This window comes from Paenibacillus sp. FSL H7-0918 (assembly GCF_038007025.1).
Lineage (GTDB): Bacteria > Bacillota > Bacilli > Paenibacillales > Paenibacillaceae > Paenibacillus_AQ > Paenibacillus_AQ odorifer.
The window spans coordinates 332,028-348,905 of sequence record NZ_JBBOWJ010000003.1 but is presented as its reverse complement, the minus strand read 5'-3'; the positions used below and the strand labels follow the sequence as shown (position 1 = coordinate 348,905).

Below are 16,878 nucleotides of genomic sequence, written 5' to 3'. Positions count from 1 at the left end.
TGATCATCGAGGTCAGTGACAAAGCATCAGAAAAAATCGCCGAAATCTTATCAAGTGCGAATATCCGAAATCCATTTCTAAGAGTGGGTGTTGATGAAGGGGGATGCAGTGGACTATCCTATACCCTAGTCGTGGATGAGCAGCAAGCAGAAGAGGATATTATATTAAATAAACAAGATTTTAGTATATTGGTTCACCCGAATAGTATTCCATATATTGACGGTCTTGAAATTGACTATGAAGAGAGTGGAATGGTAGGCGGATTCACTATGAATAACCCTAATGCAAAAGCTTCATGTGGATGCGGAGCCAGTTTCAGAATGGCCAATTATCGTGGCGAAATAAAAAAATGTGATTAAACAGCAGGAAGGAGAGAAGAGGAATGATATCATTTGCAGTATCCGAAAAAGCATTGGATTCATTTAAGAATGAATGGGGTTTGGAAGAGGGGCAATATGTAAGAATTTACGCAAAATATGCCGGTGGAGGCTCTGATGCTTTCACTGTTGGAATTAATGCAAGTGCTACACCGATCGATCCCGCATGGGTTCAATCCATTGGCGGATTTCATTTCTTTGTTGAAAAAACTGATGTTTGGATTTTACAGGATGAACTTCTTCAAATTGATTGTAATGAAAACGGCATATTTTCAAGCAAAATCTCCTGAGCATCTTCTTGGGTTGCAGTGTACAGTAGAATATCTACTACACTTCTAGCAATTTCGCATACTATTGTCTATACTGTTTTAAATAAATATCGGAATTGGATCTGATTTTTATAAGAAGCATGGTGCTAGGAAGCAGGTGCAGAGCATTGATAAATTTGGACAAATTAGCAAAGGCATTTACTAAAGGTGTCTATGAAATAGAAGATAGAAGCCGCTTAGTCATCCAGCCCAAAAGCTTATTAAGTGAATTCACCACCGTTAAGCATGGATTTCTATTTATCATTCGCGGGGGAGCCAGAATATGTGTGAATGGAACGGTATATGAATTACGACCAGGATCAGTTTTTCATGCTGCTCCGGGCATGCAGATGGATTCGCAGGTTATAGGACAATCTGAGCTCGAGTATTACTCCCTTTTTTATAAATTGGATATGCCGGAAGAATTGAATAGTACTCACGAATTTGACTCTCATTTCAAACTGGAGCCGGGAGCGAATCTAAAAATTATTGAATTACTAATTATGCTCCATCAGAATGCCCATCCATCCGGAGAAATTGGGAAGCTGCGTATCAAGGAGTTGTTCTTAAGCCTGATGCACCAGGTTCTGATTGCGTGCAGTTACAGAGAGAACGATCGTTCTCCGAATCAAAGAATGGTAGACGAAGCCCTTGCGTATATTAAACTTCATTATATGAATTCACTTACACTTGGTGAGTTAGCGGAACAGCATGCAATGAGTGCCAACCGCTTCTCTTACCTCTTTCATAAATATACGGGACTACGACCCATCGACTATGTTGTTAATTATCGTTTGGAACGGGCCTGTGAATTACTCAAAGCAGGTAATTTTCCTATCCGCGAGATTGCTGACCGTGTCGGTTATGACAATCCACTATATTTCAGCCGATTATTCAAAAAGAAATTCGGTGTTTCTCCCTCTGCCTATAAATAATGTACATAATGAGCTTCTTGTACTTGAACTACGTCTGCAGCTACTGGTGATAAGCCAGAAGTGCAGACTTTTTTTATTTAGATTAAATAATGATGCATGCTGGATTTGAGATTTGTACATTTGAATTTATTTAAATTTTTGATAAACTCACCTTTGTAACTGAGAATCATTATCAGTAAATTGATTTATAAATGAAAGGCTGGTAGATATGACAGAAAAAAGACCCAAACAATTATGTATTGGCCTGTCCTTAAATGCAACCTGGATGAAAGGAGACGGCTGGCGGCACCCGGATAGCGGAGTAGAAAAGATGGATTCTATTGATTACTATATTGATTTGGCAAAAAAAGCGGAGAATTCAAAGCTCGATTTTCTTTTCAGAGCTGATTATCTGTATGTTAGTCCGCAGATGTTAGGAGATTCCTCAAATTTCGGCAGCCCAGACCCTGCATTGTTTTTTGCAGCGATAGCTCGTGAAACCGAGCGGATCGGACTGGTAACGACGATTTCCACTACTTTTAATCCGCCGTATGTTGTTGCAAGGCAGCTGCAGTCCTTACACTGGCTGAGCAATGGACGCGCCGGCTGGAATATTGTCACTTCTATTGAAGGCGCCGATAATTTCAGCGACTCACCTATGCCGTCACCGGAAGAGAGATATGCCAAGGCTATGGAGTTCACGGATGTTGTATGCAAGCTTTGGGAGAGTTTTCCGAATGAAGCGATTGTTATCGACCGTCAGTCAGGTATGTTTTCGGATAAGGATAAAGTGACTGCCATTAATCATTCCGGGGAATTTTTCAGTGTAAAAGGGCCGCTTACTTTGCCTGCTCACAAGTCAGGAACGCCGCCGCTATTCCAAGCTGGGGCTTCGGATATTGGACGGAATTTCGCCTCATCTGTAGCTGATGCTATTTTTGCCGCAATGCCGGATATCGAATCGGGAGTGGAACTAAGGAATGATCTGAGAAGAAAAGCGGCTGAGCAGGGCCGTGATCCGGATGCTATCAAAGTTTTGCCGGGCTTATATTTTTTCCTGGCCGATACGCGCGAAGAAGCACTTGAATTACATAAAGCTGCACATGCGAATTTAAGCCTTGAACGCAGACATGCATCGCTCAAATCGGTGCTGGGTCTTGATTTAAGCGGTTATCCCTTAGATAAGCGAGTAACTGCCGATATGTTACCCGATTCCAGTCAGGCCGTCCGCAGCCGGACTCATGCTGAGTTGTTACGGCGGTATATTATTAAAAATCAGCCTACAGTGAAAGAAATCTTGGACAGGCCGGAGGTTGTCGGATCTGCACATTGGGTATCTGTCGGGACAGTCGGGGATGTGCTGAACGATATTATTGAACGGTTTGAAGCGGGGGCTATAGATGGCTTCATCGCCCTGCCAGGCGGTTCGGAACAATCTATGGAGCTGTTTTTTGAGAAGTTGGTACCGCAGCTGGTTGAAAGAGACTTATTCCGGAGCGAATATACGGGTAGCACTTTCCGTGAGCATTTAGGGATTTAAAAAAGAGAAATGAGGCGATTGAACGATGCATGAAGAGGAATTGTTTGATGTTACGATTATTGGCGGCGGTCCGGCTGGATTATTTGCTGCATTTTATAGCGGACTCCGTGAAATGAAAACCAAAATTATAGAATTCCAACCTGTGCTTGGCGGCAAAGTGCATGTCTATCCGGAAAAGATGATCTGGGACGTGGGAGGCTTACAGCCTATTCTTGGCTCGCAGCTTATTGAACAAATGGTTGGTCAAGGGATGACTTTCCAACCGGAGGTTGCCTTTAATGAAAAGGTCACATCCATCGCGCAAGATGAAGCAGGTTACTTTATTTTACACACAGCCGCAAACCAGAAGCATTTCACTAAAACTGTCATATTGGCCATTGGAGGAGGCATTTTGAAGCCGGTCAAGCTCGAAATCAAGGGTGCCGAAAGATTCGAAATCACAAATTTGCATTATACGGTGAAGTCACTTGCCCGCTTTAAAGAGAAGACTGTCCTAATATCGGGAGGCGGCCATTCTGCTGTAGACTGGGCGAATGAACTGGCTCCGATTGCCAAAAAGGTGTTTCTGACGTACCGGAAAGAGAACTTAAAGGGGCATGAAGCCGATATTTCACGCTTGGCAAACAATGGCGTAGAGTGCTTGTTAAATACTTCAATCGAAAAGTTGATTGCCACACCGGATCACGAAAGAATAGGGACTGTACTGCTAAAAAGTAATGACAACGGAGAGGGATTTGAGCTGTCTGTCGATGAGGTCATCATTAATCACGGTTATGAGCGCGACAAAGAACTGCTGGTGAACAGTGAAATTAAAATGGATCTGTGGGAACACCGGATTTCAGGATCAGTAATGAGCGGGACATCCGTGCCGGGTATTTATGCGGCAGGGGATGTTCTACATCATGAGGGGAAACTGCACCTGATCGCGGGGGCATTCCAGGATGCTGCCAATGCGGTAAACCAAGCCAAACAATACATCACACCGGAGGCAAATTCGTCCGGGATGGTGTCTTCACATAATGACCTGTTCACGCAGAAAAACCGTGATTTAATGAAGCATTTATACAGACAGTAATGATAACAACTCAAGGGGGAGCCAAATGAAAAGACTATATGGATGGATTGCATCCTTAATTATACTAGCAGGATTACTGGCTGGGTGTTCCGAAACTTCAGTCACGCCTACACCAGAAGTTGGCAAGATCGAAGAAGCAGGATGGCCAAGAACAATTGCGGATGCCAGCGACAATGGAGTGGTGCTCAAGACACGACCTGAGCGTATAGCGGTTCTGCATCCCTTGTATTTAGATTACTTTTTTGCTCTTGATACGCCTCCAATCGCATCAACTAACGCAGCGGAAGCGATGAAGGATTTTGCTACTTTACAGCCTTACGCTGGAACTGCTGAAATCATTGATTTGGGCAGCAGCAATGCGAATCTGGAAATGATCATGGAAGCAAAGCCTGATGTGATTGTAACCTTCAAGGGTTCTGTTGATAGCAATTATGAAGAGTTGAATAAGATTGCACCAGTCATCTTAATTGACTACACCGATACCTGGGAAAAAACGACGATGCTGTGTGCTCAGATTGTTGGTAAAGAGACATTAGCGGAACAAGCCATTAAGGAAACCCAAGAAATGATTGCAAAAACAAAAGAACAGCTAAGTAGTCTTGAGAATAAAACCTTTGCTTTACTACGGGTCGACGGAAAAGCTAATTTTAATGCTCAAGGCTCTAAAAACACGATGTACTACAATCAAACTGTAGGCTTCGGGTTGTTGCCACCGAAGGGATATCCTGAAGAGGGAGGGGCCCTTTCTCTGGAAGGGATATACAGCATGAATCCTGATTATATTATTATCCAGCATGATATGGATATCGCAAAGGCAGCCATCAAGGACAAGGAAACTTCGAACGTGTGGAACTCACTGGAAGCAGTGAAAAACAATCATGTTCTAATCTTTGATAACTCACTTAATAGCGCAAGTATCCTGGCTGTCCGTTTGGCTGCAGATCATTTTCTGCAATTGGCGTCTGAACAATAAATTTATTAGTAGATCCCATTTACGTTGAAAATTCATTAATAAAAACGAAATTCGCGCTGATAAACTTTATAGTTTCTTTATATTTAAAAAAAAGACACGCACGATTTCACATATCGTACGTGTCTTTCGTCTTATTTTAAACTACTAAACACTATATTGCGTAGCTTACGCGTGATCGACATAGTACCAGCATCTTTTTTCTGGACCATAAATAGTATTGATAAATCATCTTGAGGACTGTTAGTAAAATAGGCACCTAACCAACCATCCCAACCATATTCGCCAATGCTACCAATGAACCCGGCTTTCGCAGGGTCAGTCATAATACGCATCTGATTCCCGTAGCTGTGACCACACAAGGTATGCCAATTATCGAAACCTTTCTGTTGCCTATTTGTTAATGATGCTGAGGTCAAAAAGTCAATTGATCTAGGTTTCATGAGTTGAACCCCGTTAAAGGTCCCTTGATTTAACAGCATCATTGTAAATTTAGCTGTATCATCAATAGTTGATGCTAAGCCCGCACCTCCTGATTCAAACGCTGGCGTCCGATCCATCTGATGAATGATACCAAGATGATTTCCTGAGTATAGTTTCAATCGTCCTGCACCATCATCCTGATATGTTTTGGCTAAACGGTTTCTCTTATCCTCTGTCAACCAAAAATCTGTATCCTGCATATCCAAAGGATTAAATAGTTCCTTTTTCAAGAATTGCCCAAACCGCATTCCACTAACTGCCTCGATAATTGCACCTAGTATATCTGCCGAAGCTCCATATTGCCAGTTTGAGCCTGGATCAAACGATAGAGGACCTTGTCCCATTCGACTGGCAAATTCCAACGTACTCATTGGATTTCCACTTAACAAACGGGAGTCCAATTCTTGAAAAAGTTCATATGAATGTTGACCAGCTAAATCAGGACCATCATAAAGAATTCCCGATGTCATATTTAGTAAATCGTGAATATTGACATCACGGCTCGCCTGAACTAATTTACCATAACTAACGACCAACTGGTTCTTGAAAGTAGGTATGTACTTGCTGATTGGATCAAATAAGTCAATTTCTCCTCGTTCTAGCAACATCATAATAGCAGTGGCAGTGACCGGCTTTGTCATTGAATATAGTCTATAAATTGAATCCCTTGTAATAGGGCGTCCCGTCTCAAGATCAGCCAATCCATCATTGTGATAAAAAGCTTCTTTACCATTCTTAATTACCATAATGCTTGCACCTGCGATTTCATAATTGTTTATACTCGCTTTTAATGTTCCTTTTAATTGGGCGATTGTGTTTATATCCAGCATTCCCCGAACAACCTCTTTTCTAAATAAATTTCACTAGCCAAGTAATAGATTAATCCTGTATTTATTTGTTAACCATGAGTAAAAGAAATCTCATACAAATCAATATACAGAATTAAAAAATACAAATATATATAAAATTCCCGCAGTTCAATACAGAATTATTATTATATTGACTTATAGCAAAGAGACGATAACGGTTGACTACCGCATGTCGCTCCACCATCTACAATTGAAAGAGGAACGTAGTAGAGACAAATAAACGAAATAAGCTGTTATTGATAATGGTTATCATTTATGATGAGGATTAGACAGATAACGGAGGGGTAGTCATTATGTACAAAAGCAATGAAATATTGCTTTGGGACCAAGCGACGGTCAAGTTATTGGATGTGCGCCATATTGAAAGGGTTCAAGGCGAAATTCTTCATAAGTACAAGATTCCTGCCAGTATATTTTTACTTTCGGTACAAGGGAGCGCTCAAGTTCAGTTAGATGACTCTGAATTTTCTTTTACAGGATTTCAAGTCCTGCATAGCGGGAAAGGGGCGATACTTAATATTGTTCCGACAAGTAAGAATTTTGTTTACTATATCATTTATTACCGTGCATGGATTCAAGAGGAGGATCTGTTCCAATCACAATATTGTTTTTCCCCTGATGCACCCATTTTACTTTATAACAAAATGCAATTGATGTATCAAAAATGGAACGAGCAAGAAGAGAGACTCAACATAAAATCACTTTTTTATCAATTCATTCATCAGGTTTTAAAAGAATTACATAGAAAAGAGACTGAGGTGAAACAGACCAGTGTTGCAGTCCAAGTAATCACCTACATTCAGGAGTACTATGCGGAGCCAATTACATTAGATTCTCTTGCGGAAGTATTTAATTTCAGTGCTTATCATTTGTCATCCTTGTTTAAAGAGTACACAGGTATGAGTCCGATTGATTACTTAATTCGGTTTCGGCTTGAACTTGCAACAGAGCTTTTAATGACAACAGATGCTTCGGTCGGGGAAATATCAGCAAGCGTTGGTTATAAAGACGTATATTATTTCAGCCGAATTTTCAAGAAAAGAAAAGGTGTATCCCCTGCACATTTTAGAACAAAAGAGTCACAGCGGCCAAAAGTTGCTGAAAGTCCATTAAACTTCCCCACATCCTCTATTTTTGAACCCATCGCTCAACAGTATATTAATAATGATAATCATTATCATAATACGGAAAAAGGGGAATTACATATGTTTAAAATGACAAAATCTCAGACGACGGCCGCTTTACTGCTTTGCGGTTCTCTATTATTAGGTGCTTGCTCAAGTGGGACGGGTACAGCTACGAAGGAACAAAGTAATGGGAATGGAACCGTAAATCAAGCAACATCAGAAGAAAGTACGAACACTCGAATAGTATCAACGCCTAAGGGAGATTTGGAAGTACCAGCAGAGCCGAAAAGAGTGGCGGCTGACCAATATATGGGGCATTTATTGAAATTAGGAATTGTACCCATCGGAGCAAGAACGTTTATGCTGGATGAAGGCTGGATGGAAAAAGCGGACATACCCAAAGAAACGATCGAGAAAATTGAGGATTTAGGGGATTTCCCTTTAAATCTGGAAAAATTAACGATGCTAGATCCGGACTTAATTATCGGTTCGATCGATGAGAACATAGAACAATATGAGAAAATTGGGACCACTGTTTTTCTGCCTTATTGGGAGGGGTTAAAAACAGCAGGGCCGCTTGATAAATTTAGGAGTGTAAGCAAAATATTCGGAAAAGAAAAAGAAGCAGAAGAATGGATTACGGAATATGAACAGAAAGTAGCTGAAGCAAAGTCTAAACTTGCCGGGGTTATCAAGGAAGGGGAAACCGTTTCGATTGTTCAGTTTTCACAAAAGGCGGTATACGTCTTAGCGGCAAAGGGAGGAAACTATGGTTCTTCCACTATATACAATATGCTTCAGCTGCCTCCAACAGAAAGTGCAAAAAATATGGCGGAGGGATTTGAATCGATTTCATTAGAAGTGCTTCCAGAATATTTAGGTGATTATGTTTTTGTTTATAATGGCGATGCGGATGCTACCAATAAAGCAATGGAAAGTAACATATGGAAAGGCATCCCTGCAGTGAAAAATGGCAAAGTTTATTTGTATGGTGATAATTATCATGATGAATTCGTAATGGAAGATCCTTTTTCATTAGAGCTTCAGCTTGATACGATTGTGAATTTGTTACTTGGTTATCAGTAAATTAGGAGAGAGCGAAACGGAGCATTTATCCGTTTCGTTTTTTTTTGCTAATATGCCGATAGTCCAATCCTTCATCATAAGCCTCAGCAACTGTGACTTTTTTCATAATACCCTTTCTATATTCGACCCGTTTTATAGGCCAAAAGTATAATTTTTACAGCAGTTTACATAAATCTATCTTTTTTTTAATTGTTTTGAGATAGGATAGTAGATGTCTAACAGGTGGGTATTTATGGTAATTACTCACCGGACTATATCTTGAGGAGGAAGGGTATGAAGGAGAAGAATTCAGTTTGGAAAAAGAGGCTGATGAACAGCACTCTAGCTGTGGCGGTGGCCGTACCACTTCAGCTGTTCACGTTCGGAGCCGGTTCGGCGGTATTCGCAGAAGGACCAAACGATCCTGCGCCGTACATTGAGGCCAAAGTCGTCAATGAGCATGCAGGCCAGAAGATCCTGTTCGACAACACCCATGAGCAGACTGCGGGAGCAGCCGATTGGGTGATTGACGGCGCTTTTTCAGACTTTGGGAATGCCCTTGCCCAGGAAGGCTATTATGTCAAAGAACTCCGCAAGACGACTCCAATTACTTTGAGTGATCTTTCCGATTATGATGTCTACATCGTCGCCGAATCCAACGTGCCCTACAAAGCAAGCGAGCAGCTTGCGATGGCGGAATATGTGGAGGATGGCGGCAGTATTTTCTTCATCGGTGACCATTATAACGCCGACCGCAACAAAAACCGCTGGGATGGTTCAGAAGCTTTCAACGGCTACCGCCGTGGAGCATGGGACAATCCAGCCAAAGGCATGAATGCCGATGAGGTCGCTTCTGCAGCCATGCAGGGTGTGGTTAGCTCTGACTGGCTGGCGGACGAGTTCGGTGTCCGTTTCCGCTACAATGCGCTTGGCGACATTAACGCAACCAACGTCGTAGCTCCCGATCAAGCCTTCGGCATTACAACGGGCGTATCAGCGGTAGCTATGCATGCCGGTTCCACGCTGGCCATTCTAGACCCAACCCGTGCGAAAGGTATCGTCTACCTGCCGCAAACCAATGCTGCCTGGGCCAATGCCGTAGACCAGGGGGTCTATAACGGCGGCGGTGTGGCAGAAGGTCCCTATGTGGCAGTTGCTAAAAAAGGCGCCGGCAAGGCAGCCTTCATCGGTGACTCATCTCCTGTAGAGGATGCAACACCGAAATACCTGCGCGAAGATACCGGCGCCAAGAAAACAACTTACGATGGCTTCAAGGAAGTGGACGATGCCACACTGCTGGTTAACACCGTGAACTGGCTCGCCGAGCAGGAGAGCTATACGGATTTCACCCAGGTGAATGGCCTGACGCTAGATCAGCCGACAACACTGCTGCCATTCGAGGAGCCGGCGCTGTCCACTGAGCCGCAGCCGGAGCCTTGGGCTCAACCTAATGCTGGCTACAAATGGTATGATCGCAGCACCTTCAAAGCAGGCTCCTACGGCGGACCGGCAGCCACTGCAAGTGCGGTTTATAACTTCACGCACCAGGCTGTGCTGCCAAATGCACAGAATTTTCAGATTCGGGTGAGTGCAGATAATCTTCCTGCAGGCACAAGCGTATCCGGCTTCCAGGTAGGTGTCTACCAGGTAAGCAGCGGCGCCCAAATCGCCAAGATTCAGAACAGCGACGGTACCTGGCCAAGCAGCTACGGCTATAGCTCCTCATTCAATCTGACAGCTGATCTGAACGGTCATGCCTATAAGGATCTGACGATCCAGATCAAGCCGGGCACCACAGCTGCATCCAATCTGCGCCTCCGCCAGAACAGTACAAACCTCAAGACTGAATCGGTGACGCTGGGCAATGTTCCTGCTGAACCGCTTCCGGCTGAGGAAGATCCCATTCCGGCTACAATCTCTATCAGCGACTCCCGGGCTAAGGCAGCCGGATCACTGGTAACGGTGGAGGGGACCGTGACGACTGAGCCGGGTATCTTCGGCGGACAGTCCTTCTATCTCCAAGATGGAACCGGTGGGGTTTATGTCTTTCAGAGTCAGAGCGGCTTCCACGTTGGCGATAAGGTCAAGGTAACAGCGTCCACCGCATTGTACAACACAGAGCTGGAGCTGACAGAAGCAGTGCAAATTGCGAAGACGGGCACGGCGACACTGCCGCAGCCGATTGCGGCGAGTATGGTGAATGATGCCAACCAAGGCCAATTGGTTCAACTGAACGGTGTGACCGTGGCGAACATTATCAACGCTACGCCAAGCGGCTCCTTTGAATTCGACGCCGTCAATGCCGACGGGACAAGCAATCATGTGCGCGTGGATGCCCGGACAGGCATTACTAAGGATAACTTCCCTTATACAGAAGGACAGAAACTTAATATTACAGGTGTTTCCGCAATTTTTAAAGGCATCTACCAGCTCAAGCCGAGAAGCCTCGATGACTTCGCCGCAGCAGCAGAAGAGGGGGCTCCGGTAACAACGGCGACGCTTTCTGCCGAGCCTAATGCTTCCGGCTGGTTTAACCAGCCGGTCACCGTTACCCTGAAGGCGAATACAGATACAGCTAATGTTTATTACTCGCTGAACGGCAACAAGGAAGCTGAGTACAGTACACCTGTGAACCTGAAGGAAGATGGGCGGCATACATTGACATACCATGCTGTGCCGGCAAAAGGCAAAGCGGAAGATCTAAAGACGCTGAACCTCAATATTGATACGGCTCCACCGGTTGCCGAACTGAAAGAATCCGGTCATGAGGTGAGAGATGTAGAAGAAGGAGCGCAGCTTTCCTTTGAATTGACTGCTGACGATGTATTGTCAGGTGTAACCTCGAAACAGCTTCTATTAGATGGAAGACCGATTGCCGAAGGCCAGACCCTGAGCGCCGCCGATTTAGGCGCCGGCCCCCACACCGTGAAATACATCGTGCATGACGCGGCCGGCAATACAACTGAAAAGAACAATACGTTCCAGGTTATTGGCGGCCAGGTGATTGCGTCTGGTAAGCCAGGACAAGCTGTGCTATCCTCCAACAGCAGCTATGCTAATGGACTTAGTGATGGTAACTATACAGTCACCATGAACCTATGGTGGGGTAATAACGGCACGAGTTACAAACTCTATGAGAACGGCACACTGATTGATTCCAAGACACTGAAAGATGTATCGCCGGCTGCCCAGACGGCAAGTACAGAGCTTCATGGTAAGGTGAACGGCACTTATGTTTACACTGCGGAGTTAATCAACAAATATGGCACGACCAAGAGCGATCCGCTTACGGTCACCATAAGTGACTCCGCGCCGGGTAAGCCGATACTATCCGAAGATAACTGGGACGGAGATGGCACCTATAAGGTGTCGATGAATCTGTGGTGGGGGACTAACGCTACAGAATACCGCCTGTATGAGAACGGGGAGCTCATCGACTCGCAGCCGCTGAATGCCCATACGCCTTCGGCACAAAGTGCAGCAACCACTATCAGCGGACGCACTGCCGGTGTGTACGAATATCGGGCGGAGCTGGTCAACGCGGCGGGAGTGACTGCCAGTGATACGATCAAGGTAACGGTCATCCGCTAAACAGACTGACAGTAACAATAAAAGTAAAAAACGAAGAGCGCCGGATTCCAGGCCGCTCTTCGTTTTTTACATTACCATTAGTTCAATTGTGCCTCGCAAAAAGCCCTGGTTCGCACCAGGGCTGCAAATCATGTGGATTATAGGCCGCTATCATCGGTAGTTTCGTAACCATAGTCGAAGGTCTCGATAGTACCATCATCATATTGAAGTGTGAGCTGGTCAATAATAATCGTATGTATTGTATTCTGATATGTAAAATCACTGAAAATAAATAAAGTATCATTGGGCTCAACCGGCCCCACATATTTAAGCGAAAAGCTGCTCTTACCGTTCAGCTGATCATTGGAAGGATCGCCTACTGGATTAAACGTGCTGATGTGGGCAGTGTAATAATTGATCCTTTTTCCAGTTAAGTTGTCAGCTTCCCAAGTAAGCTTAACAGCATCGGCAGAGTTCGTACTATACTTGAATTCTAATGGCGCACCAATCCCTTGACCGGATGGGGTATCTGCTACTGACAGATCTTCAGAGTCATCACCAACGGGTCCAGTATCATCGTCCGAAGGCATATCTTCCAAGACAACGGCTTCCGGGGAAGGTGAAGGTGAAGATTCAGTAGGATCTGATTCAATAGGATTGGATCCAGTAGTGTTGGATTCAGCAGCAATAGCAGCTTTATCTGCGGTACTAGGCGGTATTTCTTCGATAACGGGATTACTTGCCACAGTCTGCCCATTCAAGCGTGTTTCAACGCTAGGGGCCACGTAAATTCCTAAAAGAAAAGCTATCATGATGGATAAAACATAGATGAGGACTAGATTGAACCGACTCAAATACACACTTCCTTTATTGTTATTTTTAATATGAACCTACTTATAATGACATGATTCCTAAGGATTTGACAATATTATTGTGAAAAATAGTTGCGACTGTGCAGAGACCAAATGTTTAAAGATCAACTCATTTAATAGGGGTTGATTTTTTTATGTCCTACATAAAATAAATCAATTTAAGACTATTAATTTAAAAAGATTATGCTATAATCGTAATTATTACGATTAAGATTTTGGAGTTGAATGCCATCAATCGATACTTGTTGCAACGCTTATTGCAGCTCATCCCCGTGCTGCTCGGCATCTCTTGCATTACCTTTGCGCTGATGCATTTAACACCAGGTGATCCAGCGGAGATCATGCTGCGTGCTGACGGCATCAAACCTACGCAGGAAGCTATTGAGGCGACCAGACATACACTTGGTCTGGATGGTCCTGTACATAAGCAATATTTTCACTGGTTGAACCGGGTATCCCATCTCGATTTTGGCTTATCTTACAGCAGCGGTCGTCCAGTGTTCACAGAGCTGATGAGTCGTTTTCCGGCAACTATACTGCTCAGTGCCTGTTCCGTATTGTCCGCTATTCTTATTGCCCTGCCGATAGGAGTGGGGTCTGCATTATATCCGGGTAGAATGCTTGATCGACTGGGAAGAGTATGTGCAATGCTCAGTGTTTCAATGCCAGGATACTGGCTAAGTCTGCTTCTGATTTATTATGGTGCGGTGAAGTTTAAGCTATTTCCTGTGATGGGAATGGATGGGGTATCCAGTGTCATTCTACCTGCCTTCACACTAGGATTTGGTATGGCAGGAGTCTACATCCGCTTGATTCGTTCCAGTCTCCTAGACGTTTTGGGCAAGCGTTACATCACAGCAGCTAGAGCTAAGGGGCTGCAGGAATGGAGAATAATCATTCGGCATGCACTTCGTAATGCGCTTCTTCCGAGTCTTACCCTCCTTGGGGTTAACATAGCGGGGCTATTAGGCGGTTCCGTTATTGTTGAAACTATATTTTCTTGGCCGGGAATTGGTAAGTATGCCGTTGAGGCGATTTTTGCGAAAGACTATATTGTCATTCAGGGTTACGTATTATGGATGGCTGTTGTCGTTGTCCTGATTAACTTGACAGTGGATTTATTACATCTGCTGCTGGATCCGCGAATCAGGCTGCGGTGACGATTTAGAAGGAGCGGATTGTCATATTTCGTATTAGCTTATTTAAGAATAAGGGAGCAAGGTTAGGAGCGGGCATAGTACTTTTGTTCATATCCGTTGGACTCTTTGCCCCATGGCTTTCACCTTCCGATCCGCTGCAGATTCACATGGAACACAAACTGGCTATACCTTCCTGGCAATACCCGCTCGGTACGGATCATCTGGGACGCTGTGTCTTATCCCGGTTAATCTATGGGACCCGAACCTCCCTAAATTATTCGTTTATGGTGTTGATCGTTGTTTTTGCGATTAGCATCCCTGTTGGTTTACTGGCTGGTTACGCTGGCGGCAAGATCGATCATTTGATTATGCGGATCATAGATATATTGCTTGCCTTTCCCAGCTTAATCCTATCACTTGCTATTACAGCCATGCTAGGTCCCAGTATGAAGAATCTGCTAATCGCATTTGCTGCTGTCTGGTGGACGGGGTATGCCAGAGTGATACGCAGTATGGTCCTTCAAATCAAGGAAAGTGAATATATTACAGCGGCCAAAGCGTCAGGCACTTCTCATTTACAAATTATTTTCAGGCATATTCTGCTGAACGCAGCCCGGCCTATTCTGGTTCTTGCTTCTATGGAAGTGGGTACGATTATGCTCTCCATTGCGGGTTTGTCCTTTCTGGGTTTGGGAGCTCAGCCGCCTACACCGGAATGGGGAGTAATGCTGAACGACAGCCGTGCCTATATTCAAACGGAGCCGCGGTTGATGCTATTTCCGGGAATGATGATCATGCTGGCGGTTCTGGGCTTTAATCTGTTGGGAGAAGGCTTGCGACAACCAGAGCGTGCTTTCAATTCTGTAGTAAAGTGGGGGGCCAGAATATGATGGCAGAGTCTCCACTGCTGAAGGTCAGTCATTTACGCACCTGCTTTCACACAGGCAGTTATAAAGTTACAGCGGTTGATGATGTCAGTATCGAGGTGAAATCCCGGCAGATTGTCGCACTTGTAGGTGAGAGCGGCAGCGGTAAAAGTGTTACGGCAATGTCCATATTAGGATTAGTAGATTCTCCAGGCATAGTTGAGAGTGGAGAAATCTGGCTTAAGGGTAACAATCTACGTGAGTGCTCCAGCCGTCAGTTACAGAAACTTCGGGGAACAGAAATGGCTGTTATCTTTCAAGATCCTATGAACGCGCTGAATCCGGTACTTACTATTGGCAGGCAGATCATGGAGACGATTAAACTGCACAAGCGTATATCGGGAAAAGAAGCAAAGCTGCTTGCCATGAGGCAGATGGAGCAAGCAGGGCTCAGCGAGCCTAAATTGCTTTTCAATAAATATCCTTTTCAAATTAGCGGTGGTATGTGTCAAAGAGTAATGATCGCCATCGCCCTGGTATCCGGAGCACAATTGCTAATTGCAGATGAGCCTACAACGGCATTGGATGTAACCATTCAAGCCCAGATTCTTAAAGAGCTAGACCGAATCAGATGGACGAACAATGTCGGCATCCTATTAATTACCCATGATCTTGGCGTTGTTGCGGAGCTTGCAGATTATGTATATGTGATGAAGTCCGGGAAGATTGTGGAATCAGGCAATGTGTTTGAACTCTTTTCTAATCCCGTGCATCCCTATACTAAATACTTAATGGAGTGCAGATAACAACGGTAATATTACATTTTTCAGGGACGTGGTGATCTTGAAGTTATTGAAAGCGGTAAGCCTGAACAAGAAATATGGGATGGAAAGGGGGTGGTTCACACGTAATGCCAGAAGTGTTCATGCCGTCAACAACCTGTCTCTCAGTCTGGAGAGCGGTGAGACCCTTGGTTTAGTGGGGGAAAGTGGCTGTGGTAAGAGCACTTTGGCCAGACTTCTGCTGGGACTGGAGAAACCATCCTCCGGAAGAGTTATGTACCGGAACGAGGATTATACGGATTGGACCTTTAGCGAAATGCGCATGATCCGCAGGAAGATGCAGATGGTGTTTCAGAACAGTCTGGCTTCATTTAATCCGTTGTTTACGGTAGAGCAAATTATCGGGGAGCCTCTTCGAAACTATGGAGAGAGGAAGGCTGGAGCCCGCAGGGCCACGGTAGCAGACACACTTGAGCTTGTGGGACTTGAAAGGCGGCATATTCACCGCTATCCGCATGAACTCAGCGGCGGACAGCAGCAAAGGGTCGGAATTGCGCGCGCAATCGCCTTGCGGCCGGAGTTGATTATCTGCGATGAACCTTTCTCAAGTCTCGATGTCACCCTGCGAAAGCAAATGATGGATCTGCTGCAGGAATTGAAGCATGAGCTGGGATTATCCTATGTATTCATTACACATGACTTGTCAGTTGTAAATCGTTTTTGCGACAGTGTGGCTGTGATGTGTCAAGGGGAAATTGTAGAGAAGCAATCGGGTGCAACCATGTTGCAGCAAGCAGACCACCCTTATACAAAAACATTGCTCTCCTCGGTACCTGTGCAGGACCCCCGCTTAAGAAAGAAGAGACTGGGAGAGGAGTGGCAACCCAGCCATTCCTATGATGTTAAGTAGAGAAAGGATGT

The 16,878-nt window shown here is 44.6% G+C and carries 14 protein-coding genes; 12 read left to right on the top strand and 2 right to left on the bottom strand.

Features of this window, described 5'->3' with window-relative positions; all coding sequences use genetic code 11:
* Window positions 1-2 precede the first annotated feature (2 nt).
* The 6 genes from MHI15_RS21445 (at window position 3) to MHI15_RS21420 (ending at window position 5,187) form a co-directional block, all read left to right on the top strand.
* Complete coding sequence (locus MHI15_RS21445; RefSeq protein ID WP_076130520.1) at window positions 3-359, top strand: HesB/IscA family protein; 357 nt, start codon at window positions 3-5, stop codon at window positions 357-359.
* Window positions 360-382: 23 nt separating this feature from the next.
* Window positions 383-667 (top strand): HesB/YadR/YfhF family protein, encoded by a 285-nt coding sequence (locus MHI15_RS21440; protein WP_076217679.1) that lies wholly within the window; start codon window positions 383-385, stop codon window positions 665-667.
* Between the two features lie 155 nt (window positions 668-822).
* Window positions 823-1,620 carry an AraC family transcriptional regulator gene (locus MHI15_RS21435; RefSeq protein WP_254848963.1) on the top strand — a complete coding sequence of 266 codons (798 nt, stop codon included), beginning with the start codon at window positions 823-825 and terminating at the stop codon, window positions 1,618-1,620.
* A gap of 208 nt (window positions 1,621-1,828) precedes the next feature.
* Window positions 1,829-3,139 (top strand): NtaA/DmoA family FMN-dependent monooxygenase, encoded by a 1,311-nt coding sequence (locus MHI15_RS21430; RefSeq protein WP_341164829.1) that lies wholly within the window; start codon window positions 1,829-1,831, stop codon window positions 3,137-3,139.
* A 25-nt stretch (window positions 3,140-3,164) separates the two neighbouring features.
* Window positions 3,165-4,214 (top strand): NAD(P)/FAD-dependent oxidoreductase, encoded by a 1,050-nt coding sequence (locus tag MHI15_RS21425; protein ID WP_341164828.1) that lies wholly within the window; start codon window positions 3,165-3,167, stop codon window positions 4,212-4,214.
* 25 nt (window positions 4,215-4,239) lie between these two features.
* On the top strand, window positions 4,240-5,187 hold the full coding sequence (locus MHI15_RS21420; RefSeq protein ID WP_076307854.1) for an ABC transporter substrate-binding protein: 948 nt from the start codon (window positions 4,240-4,242) through the stop codon (window positions 5,185-5,187).
* A 131-nt stretch (window positions 5,188-5,318) separates the two neighbouring features.
* Here MHI15_RS21420 and MHI15_RS21415 read toward each other — a convergent pair whose 3' ends face one another.
* Window positions 5,319-6,497 carry a serine hydrolase domain-containing protein gene (locus MHI15_RS21415; protein WP_312151162.1) on the bottom strand — a complete coding sequence of 393 codons (1,179 nt, stop codon included), beginning with the start codon at window positions 6,495-6,497 and terminating at the stop codon, window positions 5,319-5,321.
* 332 nt (window positions 6,498-6,829) lie between these two features.
* Between MHI15_RS21415 and MHI15_RS21410 the strand changes: the two genes are divergently transcribed.
* The gene (locus MHI15_RS21410; protein ID WP_341164827.1) at window positions 6,830-8,749 is read left to right on the top strand and encodes an AraC family transcriptional regulator; all 1,920 of its coding nucleotides are present in this window, start codon (window positions 6,830-6,832) and stop codon (window positions 8,747-8,749) included.
* A 273-nt stretch (window positions 8,750-9,022) separates the two neighbouring features.
* Window positions 9,023-12,319, top strand: coding sequence for a chitinase N-terminal domain-containing protein (locus tag MHI15_RS21405; protein WP_341164826.1), 3,297 nt, complete (start codon window positions 9,023-9,025; stop codon window positions 12,317-12,319).
* A gap of 137 nt (window positions 12,320-12,456) precedes the next feature.
* Here MHI15_RS21405 and MHI15_RS21400 read toward each other — a convergent pair whose 3' ends face one another.
* Window positions 12,457-13,110: a hypothetical protein gene (locus MHI15_RS21400; RefSeq protein WP_248548635.1), complete on the bottom strand. Its 654-nt coding sequence runs from the start codon at window positions 13,108-13,110 to the stop codon at window positions 12,457-12,459.
* 275 nt (window positions 13,111-13,385) lie between these two features.
* On the opposite strand from MHI15_RS21400, the gene nikB reads away from it, so the two are divergent.
* From nikB to MHI15_RS21380, 4 genes are read left to right on the top strand one after another with little or no spacing between them, the layout of a single operon-like run.
* On the top strand, window positions 13,386-14,330 hold the full coding sequence (nikB, locus tag MHI15_RS21395; RefSeq protein WP_254848809.1) for a nickel ABC transporter permease: 945 nt from the start codon (window positions 13,386-13,388) through the stop codon (window positions 14,328-14,330).
* Window positions 14,331-14,353: 23 nt separating this feature from the next.
* Window positions 14,354-15,199, top strand: coding sequence for a nickel transporter permease (gene nikC, locus MHI15_RS21390; RefSeq protein ID WP_076279698.1), 846 nt, complete (start codon window positions 14,354-14,356; stop codon window positions 15,197-15,199).
* Window positions 15,196-15,981 carry an ABC transporter ATP-binding protein gene (locus tag MHI15_RS21385; RefSeq protein WP_076126508.1) on the top strand — a complete coding sequence of 262 codons (786 nt, stop codon included), beginning with the start codon at window positions 15,196-15,198 and terminating at the stop codon, window positions 15,979-15,981. The genes nikC and MHI15_RS21385 overlap by 4 nt, the downstream gene beginning before the upstream one ends.
* Before the next feature lie 37 nt (window positions 15,982-16,018).
* Entirely contained in the window at window positions 16,019-16,867 is an 849-nt protein-coding gene (locus MHI15_RS21380; RefSeq protein WP_076217688.1) for an ATP-binding cassette domain-containing protein, read from the top strand.
* The last annotated feature ends 11 nt before the right edge of the window (window positions 16,868-16,878 follow it).

Bases quoted from the DNA above. Each gene is read 5' to 3' on its own strand.
- MHI15_RS21440 (WP_076217679.1), top strand. From the start codon at position 383: ATGATATCATTTGCAGTATCCGAAAAAGCATTGGATTCATTTAAGAAT.
- MHI15_RS21430 (WP_341164829.1), top strand. From the start codon at position 1,829: ATGACAGAAAAAAGACCCAAACAATTATGTATTGGCCTGTCCTTAAAT.
- MHI15_RS21425 (WP_341164828.1), top strand. From the start codon at position 3,165: ATGCATGAAGAGGAATTGTTTGATGTTACGATTATTGGCGGCGGTCCG.
- MHI15_RS21420 (WP_076307854.1), top strand. From the start codon at position 4,240: ATGAAAAGACTATATGGATGGATTGCATCCTTAATTATACTAGCAGGA.
- MHI15_RS21415 (WP_312151162.1), bottom strand. From the start codon at position 6,497: ATGCTGGATATAAACACAATCGCCCAATTAAAAGGAACATTAAAAGCG.
- MHI15_RS21410 (WP_341164827.1), top strand. From the start codon at position 6,830: ATGTACAAAAGCAATGAAATATTGCTTTGGGACCAAGCGACGGTCAAG.
- MHI15_RS21405 (WP_341164826.1), top strand. From the start codon at position 9,023: ATGAAGGAGAAGAATTCAGTTTGGAAAAAGAGGCTGATGAACAGCACT.
- MHI15_RS21400 (WP_248548635.1), bottom strand. From the start codon at position 13,110: ATGATAGCTTTTCTTTTAGGAATTTACGTGGCCCCTAGCGTTGAAACA.
- MHI15_RS21385 (WP_076126508.1), top strand. From the start codon at position 15,196: ATGATGGCAGAGTCTCCACTGCTGAAGGTCAGTCATTTACGCACCTGC.